At 52.4% G+C, this 16,612-nt stretch carries 11 protein-coding genes; 8 read left to right on the plus strand and 3 right to left on the minus strand.

The window, feature by feature from the left end:
* Positions 1–50 precede the first annotated feature (50 nt).
* The 3 genes from fliT to fliD are packed head-to-tail and all read right to left on the minus strand — an operon-like array spanning position 51 to position 2,262.
* Positions 51–410 (minus strand): flagella biosynthesis regulatory protein FliT, encoded by a 360-nt coding sequence (gene fliT / locus ACFX4O_RS10035; RefSeq protein ID WP_131413623.1) that lies wholly within the window; start codon positions 408–410, stop codon positions 51–53.
* On the minus strand, positions 410–820 hold the full coding sequence (fliS, locus tag ACFX4O_RS10040; RefSeq protein ID WP_017458358.1) for a flagellar export chaperone FliS: 411 nt from the start codon (positions 818–820) through the stop codon (positions 410–412). Before fliS ends, fliT begins: the two co-directional genes overlap by 1 nt.
* Before the next feature lie 23 nt (positions 821–843).
* Complete coding sequence (fliD, locus tag ACFX4O_RS10045; protein ID WP_380208469.1) at positions 844–2,262, minus strand: flagellar filament capping protein FliD; 1,419 nt, start codon at positions 2,260–2,262, stop codon at positions 844–846.
* Positions 2,263–2,502: 240 nt separating this feature from the next.
* Here fliD and ACFX4O_RS10050 point away from each other — a divergent pair, with 240 nt between their 5' ends.
* From ACFX4O_RS10050 to ACFX4O_RS10085, 8 genes are all read left to right on the plus strand, one after another.
* Entirely contained in the window at positions 2,503–3,408 is a 906-nt protein-coding gene (locus ACFX4O_RS10050) for a flagellin (RefSeq protein ID WP_380208471.1), read from the plus strand.
* A 184-nt stretch (positions 3,409–3,592) separates the two neighbouring features.
* The gene (locus tag ACFX4O_RS10055) at positions 3,593–4,498 is read left to right on the plus strand and encodes a flagellin (protein ID WP_380208473.1); all 906 of its coding nucleotides are present in this window, start codon (positions 3,593–3,595) and stop codon (positions 4,496–4,498) included.
* 199 nt (positions 4,499–4,697) lie between these two features.
* Positions 4,698–5,603, plus strand: a complete 906-nt coding sequence (locus tag ACFX4O_RS10060; protein WP_380208475.1) for a flagellin — start codon at positions 4,698–4,700, stop codon at positions 5,601–5,603.
* Between the two features lie 184 nt (positions 5,604–5,787).
* A complete protein-coding gene (locus tag ACFX4O_RS10065; RefSeq protein WP_380208477.1) occupies positions 5,788–9,435 on the plus strand; it encodes a glycosyltransferase in 3,648 nt (1,215 codons plus the stop codon).
* A 47-nt stretch (positions 9,436–9,482) separates the two neighbouring features.
* Positions 9,483–12,923 (plus strand): glycosyltransferase family 2 protein, encoded by a 3,441-nt coding sequence (locus ACFX4O_RS10070; RefSeq protein WP_380208479.1) that lies wholly within the window; start codon positions 9,483–9,485, stop codon positions 12,921–12,923.
* Positions 12,924–13,149: 226 nt separating this feature from the next.
* A complete protein-coding gene (locus tag ACFX4O_RS10075; protein WP_131409453.1) occupies positions 13,150–14,304 on the plus strand; it encodes a DegT/DnrJ/EryC1/StrS aminotransferase family protein in 1,155 nt (384 codons plus the stop codon).
* Complete coding sequence (locus tag ACFX4O_RS10080; RefSeq protein WP_380208481.1) at positions 14,301–15,473, plus strand: acetyl-CoA carboxylase biotin carboxylase subunit family protein; 1,173 nt, start codon at positions 14,301–14,303, stop codon at positions 15,471–15,473. Before ACFX4O_RS10075 ends, ACFX4O_RS10080 begins: the two co-directional genes overlap by 4 nt.
* A gap of 10 nt (positions 15,474–15,483) precedes the next feature.
* Positions 15,484–16,593: a Gfo/Idh/MocA family protein gene (locus tag ACFX4O_RS10085; protein WP_380208483.1), complete on the plus strand. Its 1,110-nt coding sequence runs from the start codon at positions 15,484–15,486 to the stop codon at positions 16,591–16,593.
* Positions 16,594–16,612 lie beyond the last annotated feature (19 nt).

Here is a 16,612-nt window from a genome sequence, read left to right on the forward strand (position 1 = left end):
AAACCGTAGCGGGTGATGGACTGTTCCTGCATCACCCGCCGGGCATGAGATTAGATCTCATTGGGGAATAAAATGTTTCCAGAGAGACGTCCATATGTCGAATGCAGGTTATGTTGTCGGGATGTCTGTCCAACCAATGTCCGCAGCTCGTCCATTCGCTGGCTTAACAGTTCTTTGAGTGAAACTTCATTTTCCAGAATTTGCTGGAGCAACGGGCGAATTTGCGCCTGCATTTGAGGCGCGACTTCACTAATGTCCTGGAACTGTGTCAGTTTCTCCACAGCGGTAATGTACTTCAACTCGTGCTCAATCAGTTCATCCCAACGCCCTTCCTTCGCGAGGTTAAGCATGGTGCGGCTGGTGACCAACAGCTGCTGATAGTGGTGGAGCAACCCGAAATTTGCTTCCATTAGTAAGTGTCCCGCGCGTTTTGATTATTGGGGCCAATTTCTTTCCAGGCATCAGCAATGTTGTTGAGCAACGTTGAAACTTCATCAATGGCGGAGAGGTCATTGTGGAGATTAGCCTGTAAAAGACGTCGTGTCATATAGTCATAAAGACTGTCCAGGTTTGCGGCGATCTCGCCACCGACTTCGTGGTCGAGACCGGCACGCAAACCGTTGGTAATGATATTAATAGCCTTTGAAAGCGCCTGTCCTTTACCGGGAATATCTCCCTGCTCAATCAGGATCGCAGCCCTTTTCATGGCGCTTAACGCGCCATCAAAAAGCAGTACCACAAGTTGATGCGGGCTGGCGCTCAGGACGGCGCTTTCCACGCCGACCTGAGCATAAGCCTGAGTTCCCGATTTCGTATACATTTCAAACCTCAACGAATACTTTATTAATTGGTCTTGTTAAATTGCTGGGTCAAATAGTTACCGGTTGACTCCAGTGACGACACCAGCGTACTTAAACTTGTAAATTGCGCTTTATAACGGGCCATGGTTGCCGTTATCTGATCGCTAACGCGGTCATACTGATCAGACAGCTTTTTCAGCGTCTTGTTAATCCCATCTGTTGCATTCTGCACAGTGCCGTCAGAACCCAGGAAATCTTCCAGCAGATTGCTGGCCTGAGTCGCAAAACCTGTTGTTTTGCCATCACCGGTCAGGAAAGAAATCACGTCAGTCGATTTTTCCGTCAGCGCTTTGTCAAGCTTGGTGCTGTCTACGGTCAGTTTACCGGACGTATCCTGAGTAATACCCAACTGCGACAGGATGTTGTAGCTGCCGGTATTGCTCTGGGAAGAGGACAACAGAGAGCGCAAACGCGTCTGAATGTTACGCAGCGTACCGTCACCCAGCAGATCACCGTTCGAGTTGTCCTGAGACGTACTACCCTGATCCACCTTCGTGTATTTTGTCTGGTTGGCAATGGTCGTTTGCAGTGAGTTATAGGCATCAACAAACGACTGCACCGCCGCAGTCATTGGCGCGTTATCTTTGGTTACCGCCAGCGTTTCGGGGCTGCCGATATTGGTCTTGTTCAGCGTCAGCGTTACGCCTTCCGGCGCATCGGTGATGGTGTTACTGCTACGCGTGATCGCAATGCCGTTGATCTTCAGGTTGGCGTCAGCGGCAGCAACCTGCTGCGTCATGGTATTGCTGGCGCTGCCGGCATTGCTTGAGTCGTAGCTGATGTAATTCGCCAGTTGCGTATCATTGGTCGTGATCGTCATCTGGTTGGTGGTGCCGCTATCACGCGAGGTCAGCGACAGATAGTAGCTGCTGTCATCGGCTTTAATGATACTGGCGGTCACACTGCCAGCTTTCGCGTTAATTGCATCACGGATATCCGCCAGGCTGGTCTTATCGCTTGCCAGCGTAACGGTTAGCGGATCTTTTTGACCCGGCTGCGTGATCGTAATGGTACGCGAGCTCAGGCTGCTATCACCTAACTCCGTATCTTTACTTGCCGCTTTCGGGCTGAGCAGAGACTGCGCTGCTGCCAGCGAAGTGACTTCAACAGAATAGGATCCTGCTGTTGCACTGGTCGCCAGTGAGGCGGTAAACGCCGTGTTGGTACTGGACACTTTGGCCGATGCAATTTTGGAAGTGTCTTTCAGCGCGTTGGCCGCTGTTTGCAGCTTGGTCAGCGACGTCTGGACGATACCCCATGCAGTGAGTTTTGCTTTATACGATGTCTGCTGAGTGGTAATTGGCGTCAGCCTTGTCTCTTCGGCCGTCTGCAGCTGGCTATAAAGTGTACTAAGTGACGAACTTAAGCTGGTGCCTGCTCCGATAGAACTAATAGTTGCCATTTCTTTATCCTTCAGTTTTAGACAATCACTGTGGGGATTATCGGCAGCGACTGCGAAAAGATTAGAGGGTTTTTTTTAAAACAATGGCGAAATAAAGATAAAGAATAGCGGGCAGTTTGCGGCTTTAAAAAAATGATCTTTTTTTCTAAAGGTTGCTAAGAGGCGGTCGATAATCAGGGTGACGGTGAGACTACCGTAGGCAGATGCCTGAATCTGATAACTTTTTTAAGGAATTACATCATGGCTGTTATTAATACTAACACCCTGTCTCTGATGACTCAGAACAACCTGACTAAATCTCAGTCTTCTCTGGGTACCTCGATCGAGCGTCTCTCTTCCGGTCTGCGTATCAACAGTGCAAAAGATGATGCTGCTGGCCAGGCGATTGCTAACCGCTTTACTTCCAACATCAACGGTCTGACCGTTGCTGCACGTAACGCGAACGACGGTATATCGCTGGCACAGACCGCTGAAGGCGCGCTGAGCGAAATCAACAACAACTTGCAGCGTATCCGTGACCTGACCGTTCAGGCGCAGAACAGCTCTAACTCTGCATCTGACATTGACTCCATCCAGGCTGAAGTTAACCAGCGTATGGAAGAAGTGAACCGCGTGACCACCCAGACCGACTTCAACGGCATCAAAGTGCTGAACACCGGTTCCGGCTCCAGCAGCTACAACTTCCAGGTTGGCGCGAAAGATGGCGAGCAGATCTCCATCAGCCTGACCTCTTCTGACTCTTACAACCTGTACAACGCTACCGGTGCAACGTCCCAGACTTCCGGCCAGACCATCAACGGTACTGCACGTACTACCGCTGCTGAAGGCTTCGACGTTCTGAGCGGTACAGTAAGCAGCGCTGGTGTGACCAACGGTAGCCCGCTGGCAGATATCGATGCGGCAATCAAAGCGGTTGACACTCAGCGCAGCCTGCTGGGTGCGTCCCAGAACCGTTTCGAATCCACCATCACCAACCTGAACAACACCGTGAACAACCTGTCTTCCGCACGCAGCCGTATTCAGGATTCTGACTACGCGACTGAAGTGTCGAACATGTCCCGCGCGCAGATCCTGCAGCAGGCTGGTTCTTCCGTACTGGCCCAGGCCAACCAGGTTCCGCAGACCATGCTGTCCCTGCTGCGTTAATCGCAGATTACGTAGTAGCAGAAAAGCGCCGCTTGTCGGCGCTTTTTTATTTGCCTGAAAAATAAGACGAATAAAAATTAAAAAACTCCTAAAGAGTTCGTTAACCCCGTCGATAACAATTAGGACGGTGATGAAGCCGCTGGCGCTTACCGGAATATAAATTTCTCAATGAAGGATAATTATCATGGCTGTTATTAATACTAACACCCTGTCGCTGATGACCCAGAACAACCTGACTAAATCTCAGTCTTCTCTGGGCACCTCGATCGAGCGTCTCTCTTCCGGTCTGCGTATCAACAGTGCAAAAGATGATGCTGCTGGCCAGGCGATTGCTAACCGCTTTACTTCCAACATCAACGGCCTGACCGTTGCTGCACGTAACGCGAACGACGGTATTTCTCTGGCGCAGACCGCTGAAGGCGCGCTGGGCGAAATCAACAACAACTTGCAGCGTATCCGTGACCTGACCGTTCAGGCGCAGAACAGTTCTAACTCTGCATCTGACATCGATTCCATCCAGGCTGAAGTTAACCAGCGTATGGAAGAAGTGAACCGTGTGACCACCCAGACCGACTTCAACGGCATCAAAGTGCTGAACACCGGTTCCGGCTCCAGCAGCTACAACTTCCAGGTTGGCGCGAAAGATGGCGAGCAGATCTCCATCAGCCTGAGCTCTTCTGACTCTTACAACCTGTACAACGCTACCGGTGCAACGTCCCAGACTTCCGGCCAGACCATCAACGGTACTGCACGTACTACCGCTGCTGAAGGCTTCGACGTTCTGAGCGGTACAGTAAGCAGCGCTGGTGTGACCAACGGTAGCCCGCTGGCAGATATCGATGCGGCAATCAAAGCGGTTGACTCACAGCGCAGCCTGCTGGGTGCGTCCCAGAACCGTTTCGAATCCACCATCACCAACCTGAACAACACCGTGAACAACCTGTCTTCCGCACGCAGCCGTATTCAGGATTCTGACTACGCGACTGAAGTGTCGAACATGTCCCGCGCGCAGATCCTGCAGCAGGCTGGTTCTTCCGTACTGGCCCAGGCCAACCAGGTTCCGCAGACCATGCTGTCCCTGCTGCGTTAATCGCAGATTACGTAGTAACAGAAAAGCGCCGCTTGTCGGCGCTTTTTTATTTTGTGATTTGCATATATTTTCGACGAAAATTGCTTAAAAGATGCAAAAACTCCTAAAGAGTTCTGCAAGGCCGTCGATAACAATTAGGACGGTGATGAAGCCGCTGGCCCATACCGGAATATAAATTTCTCACTGAAGGATAATTATCATGGCTGTTATTAATACTAACACCCTGTCGCTGATGACCCAGAACAACCTGACTAAATCTCAGTCTTCTCTGGGCACCTCGATCGAGCGTCTCTCTTCCGGTCTGCGTATCAACAGTGCAAAAGATGATGCTGCTGGCCAGGCGATTGCTAACCGCTTCACCTCCAACATCAACGGTCTGACCGTTGCTGCACGTAACGCGAACGACGGTATCTCTCTGGCGCAGACCGCTGAAGGCGCGCTGGGCGAAATCAACAACAACTTGCAGCGTATCCGTGACCTGACCGTTCAGGCGCAGAACAGCTCTAACTCTGCATCTGACATTGACTCCATCCAGGCTGAAGTTAACCAGCGTATGGAAGAAGTGAACCGTGTTACCACCCAGACCGACTTCAACGGCATCAAAGTGCTGAACACCGGTTCCGGCTCCAGCAGCTACAACTTCCAGGTTGGCGCGAAAGATGGCGAGCAGATCTCCATCAGCCTGAGCTCTTCCAACTCTTACAACCTGTACAACGCTACCGGTGCAACGTCCCAGACTTCCGGCCAGACCATCAACGGTACTGCACGTACTACCGCTGCTGAAGGCTTCGACGTTCTGAGCGGTACAGTAAGCAGCGCTGGTGCGACTGACGGCAACCCGCTGGCAGATATCGATGCGGCAATCAAAGCGGTTGACTCACAGCGCAGCCTGCTGGGTGCATCCCAGAACCGTTTCGAATCCACCATCACCAACCTGAACAACACCGTGAACAACCTGTCTTCCGCACGCAGCCGTATTCAGGATTCTGACTACGCGACTGAAGTGTCGAACATGTCCCGCGCGCAGATCCTGCAGCAGGCTGGTTCTTCCGTACTGGCCCAGGCCAACCAGGTTCCGCAGACCATGCTGTCCCTGCTGCGTTAATTCGCAACCCTTTAAAAAAGGCATCTTCGGATGCCTTTTTTTATGTGCAATCGCCAGATATAACGCCTTTTCTGTTAGCTGTTTTGCCTCTCGATCTTTCTTCCGTCCTCCAGAATATTGCATAACGACAGGAACGCCTTTTGCTATCACCCCGGTGGTTTACCCGGTGATATGAGGATGACAGATGCAAAGCATACTAATTAGCGTTGATCAATTTGACGCTTTTACCCCCCATACCTCCGAACTTCTCGACATTGCAGACGCCTTGCTGGCCAAAGGCTGGCGCGTGGATGTTATTAGCTCAACCGCCGGGCAGAAATTAACGAGTGAAATAGCACGCCTGAGCGCGACAGGGCGTTTTACTGTCATCACTGAAAAGCAGGTCGCGCTGGACACCTATTACAACATCATCTGGATTTACCGCGGTTTCTTTAGCGAAAAGTTACTCGATGCCATCGAAGCCGGAAAACTGGACGGCGCGATGGTTTTCCGCCATTTCAGTGACTACAACGATCTCTACCTACCGTGGGGCGTGGCGCTGGAAAACCAGTTTGCCGCGCTGACGCTGGATCTCTCCCCGCGCACGTCTGCCATCCTGTTACAGACCGGAGTGGAGAGTGCGCAGCTCAAACATTTGCCGTGGTCAGTACCGGCCAGCTTTGGCGCTTTTACCCGCACGCGCGACGCGCAAACCTTGTCTCGCGTACTTTATATGGCGGGCAAAATATCGGCGGAAATGTATGAAGTCCAACAGCAGGCGAGGGAGGCAGGCATCCAGATTGAGTGGTTCGATCTGAGCCAGCAGGTGCAACGCCTCGAACCGGCGTGGCTGGAACAGTATGACGTGATCATCGGGAATGACGAAAGCGTGTCGAAAGCACTGACGCTTGGGATCCCGCTGTTCCTGGTTAACGAAGGTTACGTTGAAGGGTATCTGAATGCCGATAACCTGGCGCGTCATGAAGCCGATCATTTCTGCGCACTTACGTTGCACAACTGCCCGGACGCCAATGAATGGGTAGAACTGCTGCAAAGTGGTTATGCCAGTGCGCGCGAGTGGGCACTGGCGCAGCGCGCGACTTTTGTCAGTAAATGGACACTGGATACCGCGCTGGAGGCGATTTTTACGCTGCCTTTGGCGGAAAAAAAACGCCAGTTGGATGACAAAGCGCGTTATACGCTGAACTTCCACAGTAAAGCCGTGCTGGCGCAACAGCAGACCAGCGAGTACTCCTTCAGCCGCTGGCTGGAGGATCGCCAGATTAGCGATGCACGGCGGGAAGCGCTGCGCTCTTTCGCCGGTGCAAACCCGGACAAAGCCAGTATCGGCGTGATTATCCTTGGCGATAACGACCGCAGCACGCACACGAGAACCTCAGTTGAAAGTCAGTCGCTGGCTGCCGCCAGCATTGATGTCATTGCTGATGATAACGCCTGGCCTGCGGCAGTAAATGCGCTGCTAAGTACGCGTGATGCCGATGCGCTGTTACTTATCCCCGCCGGTTTTACGTTGCGAGACGATGCGTTGTTACGCTTTGCCGAGCAACGGATGCAACAACAAAATGCCTGGTTGTTTTACTGCGATGAAATGACGCGCGCGGAAAATGGCGAACCGCTACTGACGCTGCGCCCGGATGTAAACATTGATCTGCTGCGCGGTGTGCCGTATGTCGGCCGCGTTTTGCTTTTTTCGCGTGATATTGCCCGCCAGCTCGGTGGATTGAATAGCCAATATCCGCAGGCGGCGATGATCGATCTGCTATGGCGCTTTGTTGAAGGGCAGGGAACACCAGCGTTGGGCCGCGTTGCTGAGGTGCTGGTGGAAAGCCCGGAAGTAGCGTCATGCTGGAGCGAAAACCCGGAGGTGGTAGGCGAGTGCGAAGAGATTTTGTTGGCTCACCTGCAACGGCTTGGCATTCAGGCCTCGCTGGACGAGGGGTTATCGGCGAACATCAAACGCTTGCGCTACCACTGGGACGCAAAGCCGCTGGTGTCGATCATTATTCCCACCCGCGATCGCTTTGCGCTGCTTAAACGCTGCATTGAAAGTTTGATGGAGAAAACGCGTTATCAACACTATGAGTTGTTAATTGTCGATAACCAGTCGGTAGAAGAGGATGCCTGCCGTTTCCTCAATGATCTGGCGGCATCAGGCATCGATCAGGTACGCATTTTGCGCTACGACGCGCCGTTTAACTTTGCTGAAATCAACAATGCGGCGGCGCAACAGGCGCGCGGTGAGGTGCTGGTCTTTCTCAATAATGATTGTGAAATTATTGATGGCGGCTGGCTTGAGGCCTTGCTGGAGCAAACGTTACGCCCGGAAGTGGGGCTGGTTGGCGCGCGTCTGGAGTATCAGGATGGCCGTATTCAGCATGGCGGCTTTTTGCTCGGTGTGCAGCATGGTGTGGACGTGGCTTTTGACGGTGCAGATGGCGAAAGCAACGGCTTTCAGCACTATCTGAAAACGCCGCGCAACCTGGCGGCAGTCAGCGCTTCCTGCATGATGGTGCGCAAAGAGGTCTTTTTCGCCCTCAACGGTTTTAACCAGGAAACGTATCCGGTCTATTTTGCCGATGTCGATCTTGGGCTACGCGCGCAGCAACACGGCTATCTCAATGTCTGGACACCGTACGCCCGCGTCAAACATATGGGCGGGGCGACACGCCTGCTGGGCAATAAGATTGATGTGCAGGAACGCCCGCTGCTGCCGGACTTTGCCACGCTGCGTGAAGAGTGGCGGCAAGGTCTGCTCGCAGAACCGTCATACCACCCGTTAATGCAAAAAGCAGGGCAGGCGTTCACGCTCAGCGCGAGCCTGGCGCGCTTGCATCAGCCGTTGCCGGGACGCCCGCTGCCGGTGGTACTGGCGCACCATGTTAACTGGGTCGGCGGTGGGCACCACCGCGTAATGCAACCCTTCAAAGCGCTGGAACGCCATTTAATGATTGAAGGCGGGCTGACCAACACCATTCCTGGTGTGATGGAAGCCGCGCAGCAGCAGCCGGATGTCATTTTGCTAGAGCTGATTACCGGCAGCCGTTTCCCGCAGATTATTCAACAGTTGCGCAGCACCAGTAACGCCAAAATCGTGCTCGAATATGATGACTACCTGCTCAATGTGCCGATCAAAAATGGTTCTCGTCAGCACTTCCCGCAGCAAATGGTGAAGAATTTTCGCAAAGTCGTCGACAGCGCCGACTGGCTGGTGGTTTCCACCGCGCCGCTGGCGGATGCCTATAGCCGTTTCCATAGCGACATTCGCATTGCGCAAAACCGCCTTGCGCCGAACCAGTGGGAACATCTGTTCAGCGAGCGCGGCACGGGCAAAAAAGTGCGTGTTGGCTGGGCTGGCGGCAGTTCTCATGCTGGCGATCTGGAGATCTTATTGCCGTTGATTAAAGAGCTGGAAGGGAAAGTCGAATGGGTCTTTATGGGTATGAAGCCGCGCAATGTACGCTGCGAATTCCACCCTGGCGTGCCGTTTGAAATGTATCCGGAAAAACTGGCCAGTCTCAATCTCGACCTGGCGTTGGTGCCGCTGGAAATCAATCAATTCAACGAATGTAAAAGTAACTTGCGTCTGCTGGAAATCGGCACCTGCGGCGTGCCGATCATCGCCACCGATATTGTGCCTTACCGTTGCGATCTGCCGGTTACGCTGGTGGAAAACCGCTTCAAAGACTGGATGAACGCGGTTCAGGCTTATATTAATGATGCCGATTTACGTCATCGTCAGGGCGATGCGCTGCGTGAAGCGGTGCTGAATAACTGGTATTTGCGCGGCGCAGGTCTGGATGACTGGCAGCAGGGCTGGTTACCGAAAGCATAATTTTCTCTGCCAGGCCGGCGGGCCTGGCAAACGTTCAAGGAATATCGATGAATAACCTCGCTCAGTACCCCTATCTGATTGTGGCACCCGATTACTCGGAGGCGTCTGCCGGGATACAAGTGCTGCATTTTTTTTGCCAGACCATAAACAACTCGGGCGGCAAAGCGTGGATTGTGGGGGGAAAGGTGAATCCGAAATGGAACACGCCGCGCCTTACCGAAGAAGAGTACGCACATTTACAGAAATCAGGCGAGCCGTGGATTGCGGTGTACCCGGAAGTAACGAGTGGCAACCCGCTGCGTGCGCCGGTGGTGGCGCGCTATATGCTCAACAGAGAAGGGGTGATGAATGGCAATCGCCTCGATTTTTCACCTGATGATCTGTTTTTCTGGTATCGCGTGGAGTTCGCCGAAAAAGAGTATCAACCGGCGCTGTTAAATATTGAGAATTACGATCTCGATCTGTTCCAGGATGATAATCCGCATAAGGATCTGGACTTACTCTATATTAACCGCTTACCCGCCAGCGTTATTGAATATGACAAACTGCCGAAAAATCTGACGGTACTGAGTATGCAAAACCCGCTGCCGCTGGATGAATTGGCAAAAGTTCTCAAGCGCGGACGCGTGTTATATACCTATGAATCTTCCGGTACCTGTCTGCTGGCTAACTTATGTGGTTGCCCGGTCGTTGGGTTAATCGCGCCAGGCTACGAAAGCTATGCGTTGAGTGAAAAAACGATACGCGAAAACGGCAATGCAGGTTATACGCTGGTTAATACCCCGGAAGCTATCGAACATGCACGCCAAAACCTCTACAAGTCCCGCGAGCAATTATTGCTGAGACGTGAAAGATCGCTGGTGCAATTCAGGGACTTCATAGAAAAAACACAATCTAAAGCGCAAGAAAAAGCACAAGAACATTACCGCAATACGTTTCAGGGGTGGCTTGAAAATAGAGTGGCGGGAAAACGCATTGATATGCGCTCTTCGCAGGCGTTGTTGTTCGTTATTCTGAATCCGCATGGCGATCGCGCCTCTGTGACTCTGACCGTGGATTCTTTGCGTGCACAATTAGGTGATTTGCCGAATGCCAGAATCCTGATCGTTGAGGATGGCGTTGATCATGACGAAACGGATAGCACCCTTTCCGTTGTCGATTTTCAGCATTACCAGCACAATTTTGCCAACCTTGTTCAGGCGGTCGCTGCCGACTGGTTACAGGTGGTTCCTGCCGGTGTGATTTATACGCAAGACAGCGTGTATCGCTTAGCGCAGACACTGCAAGAACGTTCTGCTGTGCAGGCTATTTATGCTGACGAAGCAGTCAGACATGCGGATTCAGTGACACATTTTTTCAAGCCAGAGTTTAATCTCGATCTGTTCTTTAGTGCGCCGTCCCGTTATTTGCAACGGGTTTTCTTCCGCGCGTCGGCATGGCTGGAATGCGGTGGCTGGGACAATAACGCAGGGTCGGCTTTTGAATTCGACCTCATTACAAAATTAATTGCCCGTTATGACATTGCCTCCATTGGTCATTATGCGGATATCGTCAATATTGTTGATGAGAAGATACTCACTCCCGCAAGTATTGAAATTGAGGGCGGCATCGTTGGTTCTTTCGCCGCGCAGCGTAATTTGCCAGTAGATCATGTGGAGTATAACGACGGTGTCGCGTGGCGGATCCATTACCCCCTGAATAATATGGGGCGGGTGAGTATTATCTTAACCCATAATCATGATGCTAATTTGATGACGCGCTGTATCGCGTCGCTGGTGGATAACACCGAATGGCATGATTATGAAATTATTATTCCTGTGATAATCACAGCCGACGCGATTGTTTTGCAGACCGCGCGGGAAGTTGAAAAACTGTTACCCGGCAAGGTTCAGGTGCTTGATCTGGGTAAGTGCAGTGAGGTGCAGGCAGTAAACATTGCGGCGTCACACGCTGCGGGCGCCTCTTTGTTGTTATTAGACGTCAGATCGGTTTTCGTCTTAAAAAGCTGGTTAAACACTTTACTCAATCCTATGGTGCGACCCGAAGTAGCGTGCAGCGGGCCGAAGATTATTAGCTTTGATAAAAAGCTCATCAGCGCAGGGATGATTGTCGGCGCAGATAACGGGATCGCGAATGTCGGTACTGGAGAAGACTGGCAGTCTTTCGGGTATCAGGCTCGGTATCAATGTGAACAAAACTACTCCGTGCTCAATAGTCTGTGTCTGCTTATCAAAAAAGAATGTTTTGCGCAGGCAGGCGGATTGGATGAAAAATACACGTCGCTTGAAGTGAGTTCGGCGGCATTTTGCCTTGCGCTGCAAAAAATGGGCTACGTTTCTGTCTGGTCGCCTTATAGCATTATTGCCTCGGACAATTATCACTTTATGGATAATGAGTACCGGCAATCTCTGTTATCGCAAATGACGGCGCTGATGAAGGATTTCAGCGAGGTATTTGCAAACGATCCCGCTTATAGCCAGCATTTGTCGCTAAGTTCACCTCTCTTTACGCTGGACGCTAGCGTTACACAAAAACGTGTTTCCGTAAGCCCGGAACAAATGCCAGTGGTGTTGTTGGTATGGCGTTCGCAGACCGTTTATACAAAACGGTTAACACACTATTTCCGCATGATGGAAGAAGCCGGAGATATTACGTTCATTATCAAGGATGCGTTGCCTGCGCTACCTGCGTTACTCAGAACGCGCCCCGCTATCACCATTTTGGACGCCCAGTTGAGTGAAAGTGATATCAGCACCATTACGCAGTTTCGCGCGCTGACGGGGCAGGTTGTGCATTGTCTTTTCGATGAAAATGCCGAGCCGCTGGTTTCTCGCCAGAGTAGCCAACCTCTGCCGTTTGATCGCTGGCTGGTATTAAATTCCGCGCTGGAAAAATGGGGACGGGGCAAGGGGCTGGACGTTTTGCGAATTCCTGATTATCTCCCGCAGGCATGGTTTGCACAGAATAAACCCGTAGCGGTAAATTCTCCCTGTCGCGTGTTATGCCCCATTTTTTCCCTCACCGGGAAAGAGCGGGATTTCATCTGGCAGTTGATCGAAAAAACGCATCACATTGTTGACTGGTATATTTTTGGCGAGTGTCCAGCCAACTGGAACCCGCTGGTGAAGGGCACCTTTAAATACCATGCTAACCCTGTCTCGGTGGAGACGCTGGATGCACTGAATCCGGATGCGGTGATTTTGTTCCGCGATAACAACCATGAGCATCGGTTTGCGGAAAGTTATGCCGTGTTGCAATACGCCGCCCGTAATATCGCCGTTCTCTGCAGCGATTTTCCTTGTTTCAGCGAGTATGACTTCGTGACGAAACTGAAACCTAAAATGGCGCTCTGGACGCAGGCCATTGAGGATTTCGCCAGGACACGCAACCCGGCCTGTGAGAATCAAGAGCAGATCACTACTCTGCTTAATGACCGCTACCTCTTTGATGCGTCTCGCCAGCAAGCACTGCTCGCAATGTTGAAATAATGCGCTCTTTTGCGGCAATGAAACCCGGTAGCGTCTTATTACCGGGGTTTCTGCTGAATAAGCGATTATTTCAGCCCCACCATTTTCCTACCGCCTGCGCAGGCTCTGGCAGTTTACCTTTAGCACGCAAGGGGAAAAGCGTAACAAAATGCCCCCTGTTTCACCGATAGCTCGCCAGGCGCGTCGTTATGATGAACAGATAATTCCTACGCGCGCAGGTTTGTCTATGGACAATAATATCTTTGTTACCAGCCCTCTTTTGCCACCGCTGGAAGAGTTTATTCCTTACCTTGAGAAGATCTGGAACAACCGGATCCTCACTAACGGCGGTGTTTTCCATCAGGAACTTGAGGAGGCGCTGGCAAGTTACCTGGGCGTGAAATATGTCTGCTTGTTCGCAAATGGTACGCTGGCGCTGCTCACCGCCTTGCAGGCGCTTCGGGTCACCGGGGAAGTGATTACCACGCCTTACTCCTTTGTAGCCACCTCGCATACACTCCTGTGGAATGGCCTGACGCCGGTTTTCGCTGACATCGATCCGCAAACGTACAATATCAATCCTGAGCGTGTCGAAGAGCTGATCACCCCGCAGACCACGGCGATCATGCCGGTTCACTGCTACGGCATTCCCTGCGATGTAGACAAAATCCAGCAGGTCGCGGATATCTACGGCCTGAAAGTGATCTATGACGCGGCGCACGCGTTTGGCGTGAAGAAAAACGGCGTCAGTATTTTGAATCACGGGGATTTGTCGGTTCTGAGCTTTCACGCAACGAAGGTGTTTAACACCTTCGAGGGCGGTGCGATTATTTGCCACGATGCGCGTACCAAGCAGCGCATCGATTATTTGAAAAACTTCGGTTTTGCCGGTGAAACACGCGTAGTGGCCCCGGGTATCAATGCCAAAATGAACGAAGTTGAAGCGGCATTCGGCTTGTTACAGCTTAAACATATCGATCAGGCGCTGGCCGATCGTCAGGCGCTTTACCTGCATTATGTGGAATTACTGCAAGGAATTGGCGGGGTGCATCTGCTGGATGTGCCTGCTGATGTGACCTGGAACCATGCCTACTTCCCGGTGTTGATTGAGCCAGAGTTCGGCATCGATCGCGATTCGCTCTATGACGTACTAAAAAGCGCAGGTATTTTAACGCGCCGCTATTTCTACCCGCTGATTAGCTCCTTCAGTATGTATCGCGGGCTTGCTTCCTCGCAGAAAGAGAACTTGCCGTGCGCAAATGTTATCGCTGACAAAGTGCTGTGCTTGCCGATTTATCCGGGGCTGGCGCGCGAAGATCAGAAACGTATTACCGACATCATTCGCGGCGTTGCGGCCACAGCGACACCGAGTGCGCCGGTTATTTCGCTGGAGGGCGCATGACGGCTATGCGCACGGCGATGATCCTCGATGCGGGATTTGCTTCGTTACCTTTACAGCGAGCGGTCAAAACGGCGGGTTTTACCACGCTGGTGTGCAGCGGTAAGCCGCACGATGCGGGGATGAAATCTGCGGATATTGCCAAAGTCCAAAATTACGCAGATTGCGATGCAGTGTTAGCCATTGCACGCGAACACAATATTGCGGCCATTACGCCTGGTGTTACCGATGTCTCGTACCTGACGGGAAGCCGCGTCGCTGCTGAGTTGGGCTTACCCGGTTTCGACACGCCGGATGTCAGCGACACGCTTTTTCTTAAAGATCGCTTCCGCGCCTGGGCAGAACAACAGGGTTATCCGATACCGCGTGCGGTTAGAAGCGTTGAGGAAGCGCGTCATCTCCCGTTTCCGTTGCTGGTAAAACCGATTGATGCTTATAGCGGTATCGGCATTACCCTGGTGCAGCAGGCTGAAGAACTTGACGATGCGGTGGCAAAAGCCCGTAGCGCTTCGCAAAACGGCGAGTGCGTGATTGAAACCTTTTGCCAGGGCGCGTTGTACAGCCACTCCGCGTTTATCCGCGGCGGGGAGATTGTCTGCGAATTTTTCGTCGATGAGTTTTGCACCGTTTATCCCTGGCAGGTCAACAGTAGCAGCTTGAGTCTTTCCCTGACGGAAAGCATGCGAGACCGCGTCAGCGAATGTATGCAAACCCTGGTGCGCCAGCTTCAGCTGGTCGACGGTTTGCTGCATACCCAGTTTATCGCCAATGACGATGATTTTTGGCTTATAGAACTTACCCGGCGCTGCCCGGGCGATCTCTATTCCCGTTTGATTGAGCTTTCAACCGGCGTTGATTATTCCAGCGCATTTGTTGCCCCATTCCTGGGTTGCCAGCATACCACTGCGTTTTCAGCGCGACGCCCTGCGCCTCTGCGCGCCATTGCGCGCCACACCATTTCCAGCGACATAGATACCCACTTTACCGGCTACCTTTTTGCGCCGCTGGCGGCACGCATTATCGAAACTATTCCGTTGAAATTGCCTGGCGATCGGCTGGAACCTGCGCCGCGTGACAGGGCGGGGTTGGTGTTTGCTGAATTTGATGATTTTGCTGAACTGGCGCGTTTGACGCCGCAGCTTAAAAACTATTTTTCTTTTAAAACGACGTAAGGACCGGATTATGGCAAAGCCCTTATCCCTGGCATTTATCGGCGGCGGCCTCAACTCTGCCATCGGTATGACCCATAAAATCGCCAGCCAGATGGATGGTCATTTCCAGTTATCTGCCGGTTGTTTCAGCCGGGATGACGCCCTTAACCGGCAAACCGGCATGGCCTGGGGGCTTGATGAGAGCAGGATTTACCAGGATGCGTTGACGCTGCTTGAGAAAGAGCACGCGCATCTGGATGCGGTAGTGGTGCTAACACCTACGCCCGCACACCGCGAAATTCTGATGGCGTGTCTGGAATATCCGCTGCCGATCATTTGTGAAAAAGCCTTAGTGGCGAGCGTCAAAGACGCTGAGGACATTCAGCAGCGCGTTGACGAGGTGAATAGCCAGCTCTATGTGACATTCAACTATACCGGTTACCCGATGGTGCGCGAATTACGCCAGCGCTTGCAAAGCGGCGCGCTGGGTCGGATTCAGCACGTAATGGTTGAGATGCCGCAAGAGGGTTTCAGCCGTTGTCGCAACGACGGCAGCATCGCGCTACCGCAAACCTGGCGGCGCACGGATAACGCGATCCCGACAGTATCGTTGGATCTTGGCGTACATGTCCATCAACTGGTGGAGTTCCTCACCGGGAAACATGCGCTGGATGTCTATGCCGTTAACAGCACCTTTGCCCGTGTGCCGGGCGTGGTGGACACGGTGAATATCGTGTCACGTTATAGCGATGATGTGGTGTGCAATTACTGGTATGGCAAGGCGGCGCTGGGTTATCGCAACGGTTTGCGGATCAGGGTTTACGGCACAGAAGGCAGTGCGGAATGGCTGCAAATGGAGCCCGAGTATTTACGTGTTGCCGATATCCACGGCAACGTCAGCATTATTGACCGCACGGCGAGTGACAACACGGTGGCGAACCAGGAGCGGTACTGCCGCTTTAAAGCAGGCCATCCCGCCGGGTTTATTGAAGCCTTTGCGAACTATTACTGTGACATCGCGGCAGCATTACGCGGCGAAGCGAATAGTTATGCTATTGGCTCGCAGGTGGCTTTGAAAGGATTAGCTTTCCTTGAAAGCGCCAACAAAAGCGCATTAGCGCAACAAAAAATCATACTGTGATTGCCACTTATTGTGTACT

The sequence above is a fragment of the Kosakonia sp. YIM B13571 genome (assembly GCF_042788095.1).
Taxonomy (GTDB): Bacteria; Pseudomonadota; Gammaproteobacteria; order Enterobacterales; family Enterobacteriaceae; genus Kosakonia; species Kosakonia quasisacchari.

Coding starts and splice junctions, on each gene's coding strand:
- ACFX4O_RS10055 (WP_380208473.1), top strand. CDS start 3,593: ATGGCTGTTATTAATACTAACACCCTGTCGCTGATGACCCAGAACAAC.
- ACFX4O_RS10080 (WP_380208481.1), top strand. CDS start 14,301: ATGACGGCTATGCGCACGGCGATGATCCTCGATGCGGGATTTGCTTCG.
- fliS (WP_017458358.1), bottom strand. CDS start 820: ATGTATACGAAATCGGGAACTCAGGCTTATGCTCAGGTCGGCGTGGAA.
- ACFX4O_RS10060 (WP_380208475.1), top strand. CDS start 4,698: ATGGCTGTTATTAATACTAACACCCTGTCGCTGATGACCCAGAACAAC.
- ACFX4O_RS10050 (WP_380208471.1), top strand. CDS start 2,503: ATGGCTGTTATTAATACTAACACCCTGTCTCTGATGACTCAGAACAAC.
- fliD (WP_380208469.1), bottom strand. CDS start 2,262: ATGGCAACTATTAGTTCTATCGGAGCAGGCACCAGCTTAAGTTCGTCA.
- ACFX4O_RS10075 (WP_131409453.1), top strand. CDS start 13,150: ATGGACAATAATATCTTTGTTACCAGCCCTCTTTTGCCACCGCTGGAA.
- fliT (WP_131413623.1), bottom strand. CDS start 410: ATGGAAGCAAATTTCGGGTTGCTCCACCACTATCAGCAGCTGTTGGTC.
- ACFX4O_RS10085 (WP_380208483.1), top strand. CDS start 15,484: ATGGCAAAGCCCTTATCCCTGGCATTTATCGGCGGCGGCCTCAACTCT.
- ACFX4O_RS10065 (WP_380208477.1), top strand. CDS start 5,788: ATGCAAAGCATACTAATTAGCGTTGATCAATTTGACGCTTTTACCCCC.
- ACFX4O_RS10070 (WP_380208479.1), top strand. CDS start 9,483: ATGAATAACCTCGCTCAGTACCCCTATCTGATTGTGGCACCCGATTAC.